General features: G+C 74.1%; 14 protein-coding genes. 7 read left to right on the top strand and 7 right to left on the bottom strand.

Going from position 1 to position 16,922, the window contains the following annotated elements; all coding sequences use genetic code 11:
- Positions 1 to 602: MFS transporter (locus tag IEZ03_RS23520; protein WP_506269203.1), on the bottom strand; the 602-nt coding region annotated here is incomplete at its 3' end.
- Between the two features lie 185 nt (positions 603 to 787).
- On the opposite strand from IEZ03_RS23520, the gene IEZ03_RS23525 reads away from it, so the two are divergent.
- Positions 788 to 1,630 carry a DUF3027 domain-containing protein gene (locus IEZ03_RS23525; protein WP_184880820.1) on the top strand — a complete coding sequence of 281 codons (843 nt, stop codon included), beginning with the start codon at positions 788 to 790 and terminating at the stop codon, positions 1,628 to 1,630.
- A gap of 16 nt (positions 1,631 to 1,646) precedes the next feature.
- Positions 1,647 to 4,679: a sacsin N-terminal ATP-binding-like domain-containing protein gene (locus IEZ03_RS23530; protein WP_184880822.1), complete on the top strand. Its 3,033-nt coding sequence runs from the start codon at positions 1,647 to 1,649 to the stop codon at positions 4,677 to 4,679.
- Here IEZ03_RS23530 and IEZ03_RS23535 read toward each other — a convergent pair.
- Entirely contained in the window at positions 4,676 to 4,936 is a 261-nt protein-coding gene (locus IEZ03_RS23535) for a DUF2530 domain-containing protein (RefSeq protein ID WP_184880824.1), read from the bottom strand. The two genes, IEZ03_RS23530 and IEZ03_RS23535, sit on opposite strands and share 4 nt — an antisense overlap.
- A gap of 90 nt (positions 4,937 to 5,026) precedes the next feature.
- Between IEZ03_RS23535 and IEZ03_RS23540 the strand changes: the two genes are divergently transcribed.
- The 3 genes from IEZ03_RS23540 to thpR all read left to right on the top strand — a co-directional run bounded on the left by IEZ03_RS23540 (position 5,027) and on the right by thpR (position 7,935).
- On the top strand, positions 5,027 to 5,497 hold the full coding sequence (locus tag IEZ03_RS23540) for a MarR family winged helix-turn-helix transcriptional regulator (RefSeq protein ID WP_184880826.1): 471 nt from the start codon (positions 5,027 to 5,029) through the stop codon (positions 5,495 to 5,497).
- Positions 5,498 to 5,967: 470 nt separating this feature from the next.
- Complete coding sequence (locus IEZ03_RS23545; protein ID WP_184890356.1) at positions 5,968 to 7,206, top strand: MFS transporter; 1,239 nt, start codon at positions 5,968 to 5,970, stop codon at positions 7,204 to 7,206.
- Between the two features lie 105 nt (positions 7,207 to 7,311).
- The gene (thpR, locus tag IEZ03_RS23550) at positions 7,312 to 7,935 is read left to right on the top strand and encodes an RNA 2',3'-cyclic phosphodiesterase (RefSeq protein ID WP_184880828.1); all 624 of its coding nucleotides are present in this window, start codon (positions 7,312 to 7,314) and stop codon (positions 7,933 to 7,935) included.
- On the opposite strand, the gene IEZ03_RS23555 is transcribed toward thpR, so the two are convergent.
- From IEZ03_RS23555 to IEZ03_RS23565, 3 genes are all read right to left on the bottom strand, one after another.
- Entirely contained in the window at positions 7,872 to 10,019 is a 2,148-nt protein-coding gene (locus tag IEZ03_RS23555; RefSeq protein WP_184880830.1) for a hypothetical protein, read from the bottom strand. The genes thpR and IEZ03_RS23555 overlap by 64 nt on opposite strands.
- 156 nt (positions 10,020 to 10,175) lie before the next feature.
- On the bottom strand, positions 10,176 to 11,228 hold the full coding sequence (locus IEZ03_RS23560) for a hypothetical protein (protein ID WP_184880832.1): 1,053 nt from the start codon (positions 11,226 to 11,228) through the stop codon (positions 10,176 to 10,178).
- Positions 11,229 to 11,296: 68 nt separating this feature from the next.
- A complete protein-coding gene (locus IEZ03_RS23565) occupies positions 11,297 to 11,449 on the bottom strand; it encodes a hypothetical protein (protein WP_165966267.1) in 153 nt (50 codons plus the stop codon).
- Between the two features lie 16 nt (positions 11,450 to 11,465).
- Here IEZ03_RS23565 and IEZ03_RS23570 point away from each other — a divergent pair, with 16 nt between their 5' ends.
- The gene (locus tag IEZ03_RS23570; protein WP_184880834.1) at positions 11,466 to 12,383 is read left to right on the top strand and encodes a class II glutamine amidotransferase; all 918 of its coding nucleotides are present in this window, start codon (positions 11,466 to 11,468) and stop codon (positions 12,381 to 12,383) included.
- Positions 12,384 to 12,392: 9 nt separating this feature from the next.
- Here IEZ03_RS23570 and serC read toward each other — a convergent pair whose 3' ends face one another.
- Together serC and IEZ03_RS23580 are read right to left on the bottom strand one after the other, a co-directional pair.
- Positions 12,393 to 13,529, bottom strand: a complete 1,137-nt coding sequence (serC, locus tag IEZ03_RS23575; protein ID WP_184880836.1) for a phosphoserine transaminase — start codon at positions 13,527 to 13,529, stop codon at positions 12,393 to 12,395.
- A 10-nt stretch (positions 13,530 to 13,539) separates the two neighbouring features.
- Positions 13,540 to 13,896 carry a hypothetical protein gene (locus IEZ03_RS23580; protein ID WP_184880837.1) on the bottom strand — a complete coding sequence of 119 codons (357 nt, stop codon included), beginning with the start codon at positions 13,894 to 13,896 and terminating at the stop codon, positions 13,540 to 13,542.
- 165 nt (positions 13,897 to 14,061) lie between these two features.
- Between IEZ03_RS23580 and IEZ03_RS23585 the strand changes: the two genes are divergently transcribed.
- A complete protein-coding gene (locus IEZ03_RS23585) occupies positions 14,062 to 16,917 on the top strand; it encodes an ABC transporter substrate-binding protein (protein ID WP_184880839.1) in 2,856 nt (951 codons plus the stop codon).
- Positions 16,918 to 16,922: the final 5 nt, after the last annotated feature.

Here is a 16,922-nt window from a genome sequence, read left to right on the forward strand (position 1 = left end):
GCGACCGGGGCGGTGACCGACGCGGCGATCAGGCCCGCGAACGCGCAGCGCGCGTTCGCCGTCACCAGCGAGATCTCGCCGGGCAGGACGCGGGGCGTCACCGCGGCCCGCAGCACCCCGAACGCCTTGGACAGCACGAGGACGCCGAACGCGGCGGGCAGGAACGTGACCTGGTCGCCGTGCGGGAGCGCGCTCGCCATCCCCCAGCACAGCAGCGCGCGCATGACGAACGTGCTCGCGATCGCGTACCGGCGGACGTGCCGCGCCCGGTCGAGCACCGGCCCGATCAGCGGCGCGACCAGCGCGAACGGCGCCATCGTGACGATGAGGTAGAGGGCCACCTGGCCGCGCGCCTGGTTGACGTCCAGGCCGAAGAACAGCGTCCCGGCGAGCGCGACGGTGAGCATCGCGTCGCCCGCGGAGTTGAACGCCGACGACTCGATCAGGCTGCCGAGGCCGCTGCGCCCCGCGCCCTGGGCGTGGGTGACGCGGCGGGTCAGCCGGCCTGTTCCCAGCAGCATCGAGCGCGTGCGCCGGAGCACCCGCGCCGTCCGCCCGGCACCGGCGCGTGCGGCCCGCCCGAACCGTGTCCGGTCACCCATGCGCCCTGATCTCCCCCTGCGTTCCCAGGCCGACGGTCGCGCCAGGGCCTGCAGCGCCTCCAACCGAGGGTACGTTCCCCTTATGGCGCCCGGCTCACCCTGTGACCGGCGCCGCACCCCGTCGTGGGACATGCCAAGGGGCCCCGGGGGTCCGGACACGTCGTTCCATGGGCGAGAATTGACATGTGAGCCCATCGCGTCAGACCAGTCCCGCGCGTTCCACCGCCCCGGGGCCCGCCCGCCGGGCCCGGACGCCCGCCGTCGACGCCGCCTGCGCCGAGGCGGTCGACCTCGCCCGCGACGCCGCGGAGGAGACCGCGTGGCCCCAGCCGGTCGGTGACCATCTCGGCCTGCGCGCCGAGGGCGACCGCTTGGTCACGCACTATTTCGAGTGCCTCGACCCCGCCTACGCGGGGTGGCGCTGGTCGGTCACCGTGACGAGGGCGGCCCGCGCCAAGAACGTCACCGTCAGCGAGTGCGTCCTGCTGCCCGGGGACGACGCGCTGCTCGCCCCGCCGTGGGTGCCGTGGCTGGACCGGCTGCGCCCCGGCGACCTCGGCCCCGGCGACCTGCTGCCGACCGCGCCCGACGACGTCCGGCTCGCCCCCGGCTACACGCAGGTGGACGAGCGCGGCGACCGGCAGGCCCAGTGGGAGCCCGGCCTCGGCCGCGTCCGGGTGCTGTCCCGGCTGGGGCGCGACGAGGCCGCCGAACGCTGGTACGACGGCGTCGGCGGACCCCGCGCCCCGATCGCGATGTCCGCGCCGGCGCAGTGCTCCACCTGCGGTTTCTACGTCGCGCTGGCCGGCGAGCTGCGGCAGCTCTTCGGCGTGTGCGCGAACGAGTACTCGCCCGACGACGGGCGCGTCGTGTCGGCCGACCACGGCTGCGGCGCGCACTCCGAGGCGGTCTCGATCCCGGCCGCGTCCGAGCACGGCCCGCCGGTCGTGGACGAGCTGGGCTACGAGGTCGTCCCGTCCGGTGAGGACGCGGCGATCCTTGACGAAGAGGCCCTCGGCCATAGCTGACCTGGGGCCCGGCCCGATGAGGGACGACGCTGCGCGGGACGGGGATCCGTTCGGGACGCGGGCGCTTCGCGAGCGGGTGCTGCGCGCCTGGAGCGAGTCGCCCGCCAGGTTCCGCGAGGACGCCAACACCGAGGAGGACTTCGCCCTCGGCGGCTACCGCGACCGCGTCGTGGTCGAGCTGGCGCAGAACGCCGCCGACGCCGCGCTGCGCGCCGCCGTTCCGGGGCGTCTCAGACTGACCCTCCGCACGGGCGGCGGCCCGGAGGGCGGGGCCGTGCTGACCGCGGCCAACGCCGGGGCGCCGCTGGACGAGGCCGGTGTGGAGGCGCTGTCCACGCTGCGGGCGTCGTCCAAGCGCGACGACGCCGGTTCAGTGGGACGGTTCGGGGTCGGGTTCGCCGCCGTCGTGGCCGTCAGCGACCGGCCCGCCATCGCGTCCCGGACCGGGGGTGTGGTCTGGTCGCGGGAGCGGGCCCGTGAGCTGGTCGAAGGCGTCCCCGTCCTCGCGGACGAGCTGGCGCGGCGTGGCGGTCACGTCCCGCTGCTGCGGTTGCCTTTCGCGCTCGGCGATGCGGAACTGCCGGACATCCCGGCAGGGCTCGACACTGTCGTGCGGCTGCCGCTGCGTGGCGACGCGGTTGAGTCCGTCCAGCGGCAGATGGAGCAGGTCGGTGCGGCGCTGATGCTGGCTCTGCCCGCGCTGGAGAGCGTGGCGCTCGATGTCGATGGGGACGTCCGCGAGCTGACTGCCGAGCGACGTGACCCCGGCGAAGTGGTCATCGACGGGGGAGTGTGGCGGACGGCCGAGGCGCATGGGGAGATCCCTGCGGCGCTTCTGGAAGACCGTCCAGTGGAGGAACGGGCGCGGCCGTTCTGGCAGGTTCGCTGGGCCTTGCCAGAGGACGGCCTGCCGGAGGGCGTGCCCGGTGTCGTGCACGCGCCCACCCCCAGTGACGAACGGCTCGATCTGCCCGCGTTGCTCATTGCGTCGTTCCCGCTGGCACCTGACCGGCGCCACGTCGCGCCGGGACCATTGACCGACTTCCTTGTGGAGCGGGCCGCGGAGACCTACATCCGCCTCTTGGGCGAGTTCCCGGTGTCTCCACGGGTGCTGAGGCTCGTGCCGGGTCCCGTTGGGGCGGGGGAGCTGGACGCGAAGATCCGCCGGGGCATCCGGGAGCGCCTTCCCGAAGCGCCGCTGCTTCCCCACCGCACGCGCGGACGGGACGCCGTCGCGATGGACGCACCGGCCCCGTTCATCGAGTTCCTCGCCCTCGGTGCACTTCCCGACGGTGAGGAGTCCGAGCCGGGCGAGGAGAGCGTGGTCGTCGCCGGGCTGCTTCCTCCGGAGTGGCCCGCCCGGGACCCGGCGCTCGCCGCGCTCGGGGTGCGGCGGGTCGAGCTGGCCGACGTGATCGATGAGCTGGCCGCTGTGGACCGGGAACCGGCGTGGTGGCACCGGCTGTACGGGACGCTCGCCGAGGCCGCCACAGACGCTCTGGGCGCCCTCCCGGTGCCACTGGCGGGTGACGCGGGACGGATCGTCCGCGGCCCGCGCGGGCTCCTGATAGCCGACGGCGTCGATCCCGGCGGGCTGGGCGCGCTGGGCCTGCGGTTCGTCCACCCCGAGGCGGTGCATCCGCTGCTGGCCCGGCTCGGAGCGGTCGAGGCCGGGCCGCGGGCCGTGCTCGGCGACGCCGCCGTGCGGGCCGCCGTCGAGGAGTCGTTCGAGGCGGACGACCCCGATGCGGTCGCGGAGGCGGTGCTGGGGCTGGTCGCGGCGGCGCACATCGATCCGGGCGAGGAGAGCTGGCTGGCCGATCTCGCCCTCCCCGGCGACGACGGGGATCTCTACGCCGCGGGTGAGCTGCTCCTGCCGGAAAGCCCGCTGCGCGACCTCATGGCCGACGACGCGCCGTTCGGGGTGGTCGACGGCGAGGTTCTGGAGCGATGGGGCGCGGAGGTCCTCGCGGCGGCCGGAGTCCTGGACGGATTCGCCCTCGCGCGAGGCGAGGACGTGAACCTCACCGGGCTCGCCGACGCGGCCGAGACCCTCGAACTGGACGACGAGGACCTCTGGGCGGACGACGTCCTGAGGCGGATCGGCCCGCAGGACCTTCCGCCCCTCGTACCGGAGTTCGTCGCCGTCCGGGACCTCGAACTCGTCGACGACTGGGCTGCGGCGCTTCGCCTCCTGTCGAGACCCCCGTGGCGAGCGGCGGTCGTGGATCCCGCCCACGCGACCCTGCACAACGGTCGGCGCGTCGCCGTCCCGTCCTACACGGCGTGGTGGCTGAGCCGTCATCCCGTCCTGGACGGCCGCCGGCCCGGCGAGTTCCGGCTGGGCGGGGACGAGGCCCTGACAGGGCTCTACGACATCGCGCCGGAGGGCCTGGACGAGCGCCTCCTGCTCGCACTGGGCGTCCGCACGTCGCTGGACGACCTGCTCAACGAACCCGGGGGCGCCCAAGAGCTGCTCGACCGCCTCGGTGACCCGGGACGGTCCGTTCCCCGTGCGCATCTGGGCGAACTGTGGACGGCCCTGGCCGACGCCACCGAGGCCGAGGTCGAACCCCCCGATCACGTGCGAGCGGTCGTGGACGGCAAGGTCGAGGTCGTTGACGCGGCCGACGCGCTCGTCCTGGACGGCCCGGACGTCCTGCCCCTCCTGCAAGGCCAGCCGCTCGTCATCGCCGCGCAGGGCAGGCATGAACGTCTAGCGGAACTGCTCGACCTGCCCTTGGCGGGCGACGAGGTGCCCGGCGTCGTCCAATCGCAGGGTGAGAAGCGTTCCGTGCCGGACGTGGTCACAGCCGTCCTGCCGGAGACCCCCACCCACTACATCGCGCACGAGCGTCTCGTCGTGGACGGACAGCACGTGCCCTGGTGGACGCGGGACGGCGAGATCCACGCGAGCGGGCCCGGTGGGCTCGCACGGGCACTGGCGTGGTCCACGGAGAACTGGGCCGACCGGCTCATGGTCGAGGCCGTCCTGCACGACCCGGAGGTCCTGCCGCGCCTCCTGGCCGAAACCGACCTTGAGCCCTAGGCCGCCGTGTCCTGGTTCTTGTGGCGGGCGGCCTCCTGCCGGGCGCGGGCGGCCTGGAGCCTGGGGACGTACCACATGGCGAAGAGCCCGATCCCGATCCCGGCGACGCACACCCAGATCCACCAGCGGTCGTCGGACGGCAGCCCGACGATGAGCAGCACGACGAGCGCCACCGCCCAGGCGGCCGTGCCCGCCGCCGCGATCCGGACGTCGTTGGTCTTCATCGGCGGCGGGTCGGGGCGGCGCGGTGGGGTCATGCGGCCAGGTTACGTTGCGGGCTTGCGGCGCTCGGAGTGCGGCCGCCACGTGCGGCGTGGCAGCATGGGCGGCACGGGAGACGAATGACGATGACAACGCAACCGCCCCGGGAACGCGCGCCGTCCGTGCCGGGCCTCGCCGAAGAGCTGCGCATCTCGATCGCGCGGCTCTCGCGCAGGCTGCGCACGCTGCGGCCGCCGGGCGCGGGCGACGGCGCCCTCAGCCCGCTGTCGGTCACCCAGCTCGCCGCCCTCGCCGCGCTCGAGCGGCACGGGTCGATGACGCCGCGGGAGCTGGCCGACCACGAGAAGGTGCAGCCGCCCTCGATGACGCGCGTCATCGCCCACCTGGAGGAACGGGGGCTCGTCGCGCGCCGCCCGCACCCCACGGACGGACGCCAGGTCGTGCTGACCGCGACCGACGAGGGCGTCGCGATCCTGGCGGACGAGCGGCGCCGCAAGGAGGCGTGGCTGGCCATGCGGCTCGGTGAGCTGACGGAGGCCGAGCGGGAGGTCCTCCGCCAGGCCGCGCCGATCATCGACCGCCTCAGCCGCTCCTGACCCCGCGGCCGCCCGGCGTCCGCAACCCGGTGTTCGACCGCCCCCGTTCAACCGCCGTGTTTGGCGGAATGCGGGCCGGGCCATTATCGTTAGCACCGTTAATGACTTCTGCTAATGGTGGACACGGTGAGCCCGACGGGACCGCGCGGCGCGGCGGCCCCGGGCGGCGGTCGGCACGCATGGTCCGTGCGGCCGCCCGCTCCGCGTCCCCGGCCGCCGTGCGTCCCCGCCGCGGGACGCCTGCCGCGCCGCAGCCCCGCGCCGCCGGTCCGTCCGGCCGCCCCGACGCCGCCGGCCCGGCGCCGCGGGTGGACGAGCCCGCCCCCGCCGCCCCCATCACGGATGAGAGCGGGGCGCCCGAGCCTGTGGGCGACGCCGACGCCGCACCCGCGCCGAACGACCCCGAAGAACCCGAGCAACCCGCCAAGGCCGACGAGACCGAGGAGCCCGAGGACCCTCGGTCCGGAGGCATGTTCCGGTCCCTGCGCAACCGCAACTACCGGCTGTTCGCGGCCGGGCAGGTCGTCTCCAACACCGGGACGTGGATGCAGCGGGTCGCGCAGGACTGGCTCGTCCTCGAACTCGCGCACGGCAGCGGCACCGCGCTCGGCATCACCACCGGCCTCCAGTTCCTGCCCATGCTCCTGTTCGGCCTGTGGGGCGGCGTCATCGCCGACCGCTACCCCAAGCGCCGCATCCTGGTGCTGACGCAGGTGTCGATGGGCGTGCTCGCGCTCATCCTCGGACTGCTCGCGGTGACCGGCATGGCGCAGGTGTGGCACGTGTACGTGCTGGCCTTCGGGCTCGGGCTCGCGACCGTCGTCGACAACCCGACCCGCCAGTCGTTCGTCATCGAGATGGTCGGCCGGCGCGACCTGCCGAACGCGATCGCGCTGAACAGCGCCACCTTCAACGGCGCCCGCCTGCTCGGCCCCGCCGTCGCCGGCGTGCTGATCGCGGTCATCGGCACCGGGCCGGTGTTCCTGGTGAACGCGGCGTCGTTCGGCGCCGTGCTGTTCGGCCTCTACGCGATGCGGACGGGCGAGCTGTACCCGGCGGAGCCGGTGAAGCGCGCCAAGGGCCAGCTCCGCGAGGGCCTGCGCTACGTGCGCGGACGCCGCGACCTGACGCTGGTCCTGGTGTTCATCGGGTTCATCGCCATGTTCGGGATGAACTTCTCCACGACGGTGGCGCTGATCGCCAAGGAGGTCTTCAACACCGGCGCCTCGGCGTTCGGGCTCGCGTCCAGCATGCTGGCGCTCGGCGCGCTCAGCGGCGCCCTCCTGGCCGCGCGGCGGGTCACCCGGCCGCGGCTGCGGCTGCTGGTCGGGATGGGCGTGCTGTTCGGCGTGCTGGAGATCATCACCGGCCTGATGCCGACGTACTGGTCGTTCCTGCTGCTGCTGATCCCCACCGGCATCGTGATGATGACGATCACGACGGCGGCCAACGCCACCGTCCAGCTCGGGGTCGCGCCGGAGATGCGCGGCCGGGTGATGGGCCTCTACATGCTCGTGTTCCTCGGGACGAACCCCGTGGGCGCGCCCACCGTCGGCTGGCTCGCCGAGCACTTCGGCGCCCGGATGGCGCTCATCCTCGGCGGCCTGATCTCCGCCCTCGCCGCGCTCGCCGTGGGCGCGCTGGCCGCCCGCGGGTCGATCCGCCCCACGCTCGCCCGCGTTCTCCGACGGCGCTCCGCCGGAGCTTGACCGGAACCGACATATGGCCACAGAGCGGGCGCAAAGGCGACCGATCGGCGTGACAACGGGTGCCATCTGCTGAAATGCTTGCGGGGTGGCCCTCCGGACGTTCCCATGAGGCTTTTCGTGGCGCTCGTGCCGCCACCGGACATCCTGGATGAGCTGGAGGAGGCCGTCCTCCCGCACCACGACGCGATCCCCGAGCTGAGATGGGTCCGCCGCGAGCTGCTGCACGTCACGCTGACGTTCCTCGGCGAGGTGGACGACCGCACCCTGGACCGGCTCCTGCCCAGGCTGGAACGCGCCGTCGGCCGGCACGAGCGGATGTCGCTGTCGCTGGCGGGCGCGGGCGCGTTCCCCGGCAGCGGCGCGCACGCCCGCGTCCTGTGGACGGGCCTGTTCGGCGACCGCCGCCGCATCGCGCGGCTCGCGGCGTCCACCACCGCCGCCGGGCGCCGCGTCGGGACGCTGCCCGACAAGCACCGCGGCTTCCGCCCCCACCTGACCCTGGCCCGCTCCAGAAAGCCCGTGGACGTGCGGCCACTCGTGGAGTCGCTGTCGGCGTTCGCGGGCGCCGCGTGGACGGCCGACTCCGTCCAGCTGATGCGCAGCCACCTCCCCGGCAAGGACTACAGCCAGGTGACGTACGAGTCGCTGAAGACGTGGTCGCTGCGTCAGAGTTCGGGCGGCGGGGGCGCGGGCAGGTCCGCGTCCGGCGGCCCCCAGGGGACGCCGTAGCGCTCGCAGGCCCGGCGCAGCTCGTCCAGGTCGGGCGGGAACGTGACCTGGCGCAGCACCCGCCCCGACGGCCCCCACACCACGAGGCGCGGCATCCGCTCATGCGCCTCGTCGATGCCGACGCCGCCGATGCGGTCGCGGGGCAGGTCCCACTCGACCCTGCCGCGCTTGGTCACGACCGCGAGCCCCGCGGACGACACCCGCAGCTGTGAACGGTTGCGGTCGTAGAGCCGGTAGCCGACAAGGCCGATGACGAGCCCCGCGGGCACCGACCAGCTCGCCGTGGCGTTGAACCCGCCCAGCTCTGGGCCGAGCCACACCGCGCCCAGCAGCGCGACGGCCTCGCATAGGAGCACGCTCATCGCGTACGTGCCCGCCCGGGACCGGCGGGTCGCGTCCAGGAGCGCGCCCGGCGCGGTCGCCGGGCCGGGCGGCGGCGGGGCGGAGAACGTGAAGTCCTGCTCGCCGGGAGGCTCCGGCCGGGGCGCCGTGCCCTCCTGCCCGGCGCTCTGCGAGGGCAGCACGGCGGTCGCCGGTTCGGGCTCGGCCACCGGCTCCGGGGCGGTGAGCGTGGACACGGCCGTGTGGAACGCGGCGCTCATGTAGGCGTCGTACTCGGCGTCGTTGACCGGCAGCCCGGCGCGGCGGGCCGAGTCGCGCAGGTCGGTACGGGAGATCCGCAGCGCCGACAGGGGCGCGGCGAAGAACTCGTCGCCGTCGGTGTCGTACAGCCGGACCCACGCGTGCCCGGCGATGGTCAGCAGCTCGATGCCGCCGATGCGGTCCTCGGGCATCTTCAGCACGACGTCCCCGGCGGCGTCGGCCCAGCCGAGCCCGCCGTCGGCGACGACCAGCCGGCCGCCCGGCACCTGCGCGAAGATCTCGGGCAGCCCCTCCAGGCCGTACTCGGGGCGGCGCGGCGTCCGCGCCCCCGGCGTGATCACCCGGTAGCCGTGGTCGTCGAGGGCGTGCGCGAGCTGGAAGCCGTCGAGTCCGTGCGCGGGCAGCCGGGCGACGAGCTCCAGCCGGTGCCCGAACGCGAGCGCGGCGAGGTCGGCGCGGCGCGGATCGCCGCTCACCGGGTCCAGGCGCAGGCCCGGCCCGACGACGACGGCGGCGACGTCCCCGGCCCGCAGGTCCTGCGCCTCGCGGCGGCGGCCGGGGCGGCTCCGCACCCGCAACCGCTCCGCCGTGATCGTCCAGCGGATCTGGGCGGCGCGCAGCAGCCGGCGGCGGGCCAGCAGGACGCCCGCGATCGCCGCGAGCACCCAGCAGCCGGCCGCGAGCCTGGCGCCGAACTCGCCGGTCCCGTCCACCGCGATCCGGACGATCATCACGGCGGCGAGCAGGGCGACCAGCGCGCCGAGGAGCACGATCCGGCGGCGGCTCGGCAGTGGCTCGGGCGTGTCCAGCCGGTGCTCCGCGCCGGTCCGGCCCCGCCCCTTGCCGACGGTCCGGCCACGGCCGTCGGTCCGCGGGGTGGACGGCTCGTGGGCCGCGGCCAGCAGGGCCGCCTCCTGGTCGAGCAGGCGCTTCTCGGCGGCGTGGTCGCGCGGCAGGGCGCTTCCCTCTGGGGTGTCGTCGTCCAGCCCTGGGACGCGCAGGGCCTCGTCCAGCGCGGGGTCCAGCAGGTCGGTCGCCTCGCCGTCCAGGACGTGCACGGGAACGCCCAGCCGGCGCGCCGTCACGAACACGGTGAGGGGCTCCATGCCCATCGCGGTCATCCCGCCCACCGCGGTACGCCCGAACCGGTGGAACACGGTGAGCACGCCGTCGCCGGTGGTGATGGCCAGCGCCTCGATACGGGACCGCTCGTAGGAGACCATCGTCTGCCCGTCCGGCGCGATCCGCTCCAGGCCCGCCGCGGACAGCCGCCAGTACGGCCGGGGACGCCGGCGGCGCGCCTCCGGGGCCGCGCCCAGCAGCCACGGAACGGCGGCGACGACACCGAGCAGCGTCGCCCACAGCCACACCGGGCGGATCGGCATCAGCGCCAGCACCACCGCCAGAAGAGCGAACGGACCGGCGGCGACGGGACGCCAACGGCCACCGGGACCCGCGAGGCCCACCAGCTCATGCTCCACAGTCCGCATCCTCACACGGGTCCCCGCGGGACCGTCGCCTCCTTCCGGCAACTGGCCGCCCACCGCCACCGACTTCCATCGTGCCGGTCAGGTCGCCCCATCACTCCCGTCAACCCTCTTCCCTGCGGCTTCCCGTACGACTCTCCCCTACGACCCCTATCCCCGCTTGCGCAGCAGCCCGTACCCGACGGCGGCGGCGATGGCCAGCGCCAGGAACAGGCCCGTCCTGGTGCTGGAGGCGTCCTTGCCCTCCTCACCGGCGCCGCCGGACGTCCCCGCGTTCTCCGGCGACGGCGCCTGGGACGGCGCCTTGGAAGGCAGCGCCTCCTCCGGGAGCGGGATCCGGTACACCGGCTGGTTCGTCCCCTCCGACCCCACCAGGAGGGCCGTGCCGTCGGCGGTGTAGGTCACCGACTCGCCCTGCTTCTGCGCAGGCAGGCCGATCGACGTCAGCGACTTGCCGGGGGAGCCGTCCGGGTTCACCGAGTAGAGGCGGGCGCCGAGGTAGGTCCGGATGACGCAGGTGCGCCCGTCGGGGGAGAACGCGCCGCCGGTCGCGATGGGCGGCGCGCCGGAGACCTCCCGCACGACGTTGAACCCGCCGGTCCGCAGCCGCGCCGGGGCCTCGTACACCTTGCCGCCGAACAGCTTGCTGGCGAGGTAGAGCCGGTTGGTCTTCGGGTTGATCATCAGGGTCTCGGCGTTGCGCGGCCCGTCCGCGTACTTGATCTTGAAGGCGGTGGCGCGGATGGTCTGGCTCCGCAGCCGGGCGGGCTCGGGGATCCGGTACACGGTCACGTACGGCCACGCGCCGCCGAGGTTGTCGCCGATGTCCCCGACGAAGATCGCCGGGCGGCCGCGCTCGTCCTGCCCGACCGCGATGTCCTCCCAGTCGCGGGCGTTCGCGCCGCCGAGGGTCAGCACGGCCCGCACGCCCCCGTCCGGGCCGAGCGCGAAGACCGACGGGACGTCGCCCGAGTCGTTGTGCGTGTAGACGACGCCCTTGTGCCGCCGGCTGACCGCCAGGCCGCTCGACTCGGTGATCCGCTCGTCCCGGATCGTGAAGGCCACCTGCTCCTCCGCGGACGCGGGGGACGGCAGCCAGACGAACGCCCCGGCCAGGGCCAGCGCCGCACCGGCACGGGCCGCGCGGGACGCGAAACGGCGGGAACGGGCGGAACGAAAGGGACGCGCACGGCACCATGACATGGCCTGATCATCCCCGTTCCGCGTCCCGCCGCTCGTCCGCCCCGCGCTCTCGGGCTCAGCCCGCGCCATCAGGACAGCAGCGCACCGACGACCACGGTCAGCACGAGCGCGGTCAGCACGGTGGGAAGCAGCCATCGGGGCGCGCGGTTCACGCTGCCGAGCTTATTCGGCTCCGTGCCCGGCGCGAACCGGCCGCCCATGATCTGCATCTCATCTGGCATGTGCGGATTGTTCGGGATGGTGCGCTCACCGTTCGCCGCCGACGCCGGAGCGGCGTCGGACGTGTTCGTCACGCTGGGCATGCTCGCGGAGGAACGCGGCACGGACTCGGCCGGCCTGGCCTTCCTCGGGGGATGGCCAGGCCTCGGCGGTGCGGCCTTCGGCAGCGGGACCGGGTGCGGGGACGGCTGCCGCGTGCTGACGGCCCGCGGCCGGTTCTCGGCGCTGTGGCGGACGGAACTCCTCCCCGAACTCGACCGCGCGCCGGTCGTCCTCGGCCACACCCGCTGGGCCACGCAGGGCTCCCCGGCCGACCCGGCGAACGCCAGCCCGATGGCCGTCCCGGCGGGGGACGGGGGCGCCGCGATCGTGGCCGCGCACAACGGCGACATCGACGCCGGTGACCTGCGGTCGCGGCACGCGCTGCCGCCCGCGTCCGGGACGACCGACAGCGAGCCCGTCTTCCAGCTCCTCGCCGGCTGCGCCGACGCGACCGCCGTGACCGGCGTGCTCGAAACGCTGGTCGGGCGCGCCGCGCTGGCCTGGGTCCACCGGGACCGCCCGACCGAGGTGCACCTGGCCCGCGCCGCGCTCAGCCCCCTGACCATCGCCGTCGACACCGAGCAGAACATCTACTGGGCCTCCAATCCGCGCTGGTTCCGGGAGGCGGAGGAGCACACGCGGGCGCGGTTCGCGACCGTCGTCATGCTCCGCGAGGGCACCTACCTCAAGGTCGGCATGGAGCGGCGCCCCGGACGCCGTGACCGGCCCGAGGTGCTGGCCACGGCGAACTTCCGGCCCACTGCCCGCGACACCGACATGGACGACCGCGTCTGGACGGGCTTCACCCCCGACGACGAGCAGTGCGACCGAGCCGGCCTGCGCCACCGCGTCGTGCAGCGCCCCAGCGAAGCCCCGGTCCCGACCGCCGCCTGACGCCCCGGACTAGAGCCGCTCGACGACGTAGTCGATGCAGGCGGTCAGGGCTTCCACGTCGCCGGGGTCGATGGCGGGGAACATGCCGATGCGGAGCTGGTTGCGGCCCAGCTTCCGGTAGGGCTCGGTGTCCACGATGCCGTTGGCCCGCAGGATCTTGGCGACGGCCGCGGCGTCCACGTCGTCGTTGAAGTCGACCGTGCCGACCACCTGCGAACGCTGCGCGGGGTCCACGACGAACGGCGTGGTGTAGGCGGTCTTGTCCGCCCATGTGTAGAGCCGCTGGGACGAGTCGGCCGTGCGGGACGTGGTCCAGTCCAGGCCGCCCTGGCCGTTCATCCACTCCACCTGCTCGGCGAAGAGCAGCAGCGTCGCCACGGCGGGCGTGTTGTAGGTCTGGTCCTTGGCGGAGTTGTCCCGGGCGGTCTTCAGGTTGAGCGACTCGGGGACGTACCGGTCGGACATGGCGATCTCTTCGATGCGCTCCAGCGCCGCCGGGGACGCGAGCGCCACCCAGAGGCCGCCGTCCGCGGCGAAGCACTTCTGCGGCGCGAAGTAGTAGACGTCGGTCTCGGCCACGTCGACGGGCAGGCCGCCCGCGCCGGAGGTGGCGTCCACCAGCACGAGCCCGTCGCGGGCGGTCGTGCCCGCGGGACGCCGGATCGGCATCGCGACACCGGTCGAGGTCTCGTTGTGCGTGAGGGCGTAGGCGTCCACGTCCTCCTCGGCCGACGCCTCCGGGTGCGACCCGGGCGGGCTCGAGATGACGGTCGGCTCTCCCAGCCACGGCGCGCTCGTGGTGACCTTGGCGAACTTGCTGGAGAACTCGCCGAACGTCAGGTGCTGCGACCGCTGCCGGACGAGCCCGAACGCGGCGGCGTCCCAGAACGCGGTGGTGCCGCCGTTGCCGAGCAGGACCTCGTACCCCTCGGGCAGCGAGAACAGCTCCGCCAGCCCCTTGCGGACCCGTCCGACCAAGGACTTGACCGGCTTCTGCCGGTGCGAGGTCCCCATGTAGGCGGTGCCGGACTCGGCGAGCGCGGCCAGCTGCTCGGGACGGACCTTCGACGGGCCGCATCCGAAGCGGCCGTCGGCGGGCTTGAGATCGGCGGGAATGTCGATAGTGGGATCAGCGCTGTCGGTCACTCGCAAAAGGCTACTTCACCCGCCGTACGGCCCACGCAAGCAGGGTCACAAGCGCGATTGAGCAAATGCCCGCGATGACCAGCGGCGGGTAGATCCAATCGTCGCCCCTGGAGCGCGCCGTCAGGGCGGTGCGGGCGGAGTCGTACGCCAGGAACGCCAGGAGCAGGGCGGCGAGCGCGGTGGCGATCCGTCCCGACAGGGCGTTGGTCCGGCGGCGGCGCTCCTCCCGCTCCGCCTCGTAGCGCCCCAGCTCCTCGGCCGCGTCGGCCTTCCGCGCGCCGGGCGCGCCCGGCGTCCGCGACACGCCCGCGCCCGCCGCGGGACCGATGTCGCCTTCGAGCGGTTCGTCGTCCGCAGCAACACTCATGGCGCCAATCATGGCAAAAGCGAGCAAGGTGGCCGATTTTCATGCTCGGTGGCAGGTTCAGTGGAAAACTTCGATCCTTTCCGGGAGCCGCGGCGTCCAAGGGCGGAGGAGCCGCGATCGGCGGGCGGTCGCGGGCGGGCGGCGAACGGGAAGCGAGGGTCGACGATGGCGGGCGACGGCGAGCGGACCTTGAGCGAGGACCGGCTGCGCGGAGTGCTCGACCTGTTCGAGCGGCTGCGGGAGCGGCCGCCGTGGCGCTGGCGCGAGCGGCTGCGGCCGCTGCTCTTACTGCTCGGCCCCGCCCGCGCCACCTCGCAGGCCGCCGAGCTGCTCAAGTCCCGGTGCGAGGACGAGCGGGCCCCGGTCTCGCACATAGCGGCCGACACCCCGGCCACCGACGTCGCGGGCGTCCTCCGGGAGGCCAAGCGGGAGCTGTCGCAGCCCAGCAGCCGCGGCCGGGGAGAGCCGCCGCTGCGCTTCCCGATGCTGGAGATGGCGCTGTGGCTGCGCGACCTGCGGGACATCCGGCGCGCCGGGGACCGCCCGCCGCCGCGCGGCGCGTCGTCCGCCGAGCGGGAGAACCACCGGCTCGTCCGGCGGCTCACCCACCCGCCCGTCGGCGACAACGAGAACGCGCGCCGCCGCGAGCTCAACCGGGTGATCCGCAGGCGCGGGCGGGACGTCCTGCGCGACCTGGAGGAGCCGCCCAGCCGGTCCGCGGCGTTCCTGTCGTTCCTGGAGCAGATCGCCCCGCTCGGCGTCGCGGTCGTCGCGCTGGTCAGCGCCGGGACGGCCGCGGCCATCGACCTGGCCACGGCCGTGTTCGCCGCCGTGGTCGGGCTGGCGTTCGTCGCCGTGCAGATCGTCGCCAGGACGCGCGGCTGGTACGGGGTGTACCGGTACGGGTGGTTCCTCCGCCAGCCGTACGTCGACCGCGACTCCACCGGCTTCCTCGGCTTCGCCCTGGGCGTGTTCGACCCGCGCCCGGTCGAGCCCGACGACCACGGGGAGCAGCTCGACCTGCTCCTCGTCGCCGCGTTCCTGGAGGACCTCCGCCGCAACTACCGGCGGGACTACCGGCGGGCGGCGTGGGCGCGGGTCCGCTACCCGGTGCTGATCCTGGAGCACCTGCCCGCGGGGCATCCGGGCGTGCAGCTCATCGAGCTGATCGAGCGGGTCCGCGCCGACAGCCAGGCCGGCGAGGGGCTCCCCGGCTTCGACCCGCTGGTCGTCGTCGCCGGCGTCGACCCGGCGACGCCCGCCGAGGACGGCCCGGCCGCCCCGTCCGGCGGGAGGCTCCTCGACCGGATCGCGCAGGCGGTGCGCGTGGACATGGCGTCCGGCGAGCCGCAGAGCGTCGTCGCCGCGCGCGGCCTCTGGGACCGGTACGCCCGCGAGCAGCGCCGCGTCGGCGCCCTCGGCTCCCGCCGCGAGCTGCGCGTCGACATCAGCCGCGACCCGGGCGGCGACCTGCCGCCCGTCCGGCCCGTGCGGCGCCGCCCCCGGCTCGCGCACCCCGCGCTGCCGTGGATCGCGATGTTCGCGGTCGCGGCGGCGTCCATCACGGTGATCTCCGTCCAGGTGGTGCGGTACTGCTCGGCGTTCGAGATCGCGCGGACGGGCAACGGGGAGTGCGTCGGGATCACCGACGGGTCGTTCCGCTTCGGCGTGGACTCCGGCGGCCGGAACAACGACAACCGGCTGAACAAGGTCCTCGACGAGATCGAGGAGCTGAACGACCACGTCATGGAGTCCGGCAAGCCGTACGCGACCGTCGTGTACCTCGGCCCCGTGACCGCCGACCCGTCCATCAAGAACCACCGGATCGACCTGCTCGCCGGCGTCCAGGGCGAGCTGATCGGGCTGGCCATCGCGCAGCGGCGGTTCAACGACTCCGCCGAGGGCGACGACCTGCGGCTGCGGGTGCTGGTCGCCAACGCGGGCGCGCGGTTCCGCTACGCGGTGCGGGTCGCCGAGCAGATCCGCGAGCGGGCGCTGGAGGACCGCTCCATCGTCGCGGTGATCGGCTTCGAGCAGAGCCGCCGGCAGACCCAGGAGGCGATCAGGCTGCTGGCCAAATCGGCGCTGCCGCTGGTCGGCACGGCCAACAGCTACGACGGGACCGCCCTGCTCGACGGGGACGCGGGCTTCTCGCCCTACTACTTCCGGCTGGCCTCCCCGAACTCGCGGACCGCCCGGCACGCCGCCTACTGGGCGCGCAACGGGCACCTCGGCGGCGGGAAGGCGGAGAACGCGGTCGTCATCTACAACGACCAGCCCGACGACCTGTACAGCGAGAACCTGGCCACCGGGTTCGCGGAGGCGTTCGGGCGCCGCAGGGTGCGCATGCGGCCGTACAACAACTCCGGCGAGCTCGACAAGGCCGTCCGCGAGGCGTGCCAAGACCAGCCCGACCTGTTCTACTACGCCGGGCGGTCGGACGAGTTCCGCTCGTTCATCAACGTCCTGGAGCTGTCCTGCCCCAGGAGGCCGCTGGTCATGGCGGACGACGAGATCGCCAAGTACGTGAGCGACAACGCCACGGAGATCGGCCGCAAGAACACGTTCGACCTGTACTTCACGCCGCTCGCGGCCAGGGAGGCGTGGACGTGGCGCTGGATCGGCGACCAGGCGCCGCAGACGTTCTACTCGGACTACGACCCGGCCGTCCGGGAGATGACGGACGAGAACAACAAGGGCCAGCAGCCCTCGATCACCCGCGCCGCCGTCGCCTACGACGCGGCCACCCTCGTCGCGACCGTGGCGAGCAAGGTGTTCTGGCAGGAGAAGGCGCTGCCCTCGGCGGGATCGGTGTTCGCCGCGCTCAACGACCCCGACCACGACGTCCTGCGGAACGGGGCCAGCGGCGTGATCCGCTTCACCAGCCGCGGCACCGGCCACCAGGTCGCCGACAAGCCGGTGCTGCTCGCGACGATCCAGCCGGACGGCACCACGGAGGTCAAGCAGGTCTGCGGCCGCCTGGTCGCCGGCGAACAGGGCAAAGCCGATTGTCCTGCTTGATCGCA

The sequence above is a fragment of the Actinomadura livida genome, from assembly GCF_014648675.1.
GTDB lineage: Bacteria > Actinomycetota > Actinomycetes > Streptosporangiales > Streptosporangiaceae > Spirillospora > Spirillospora livida.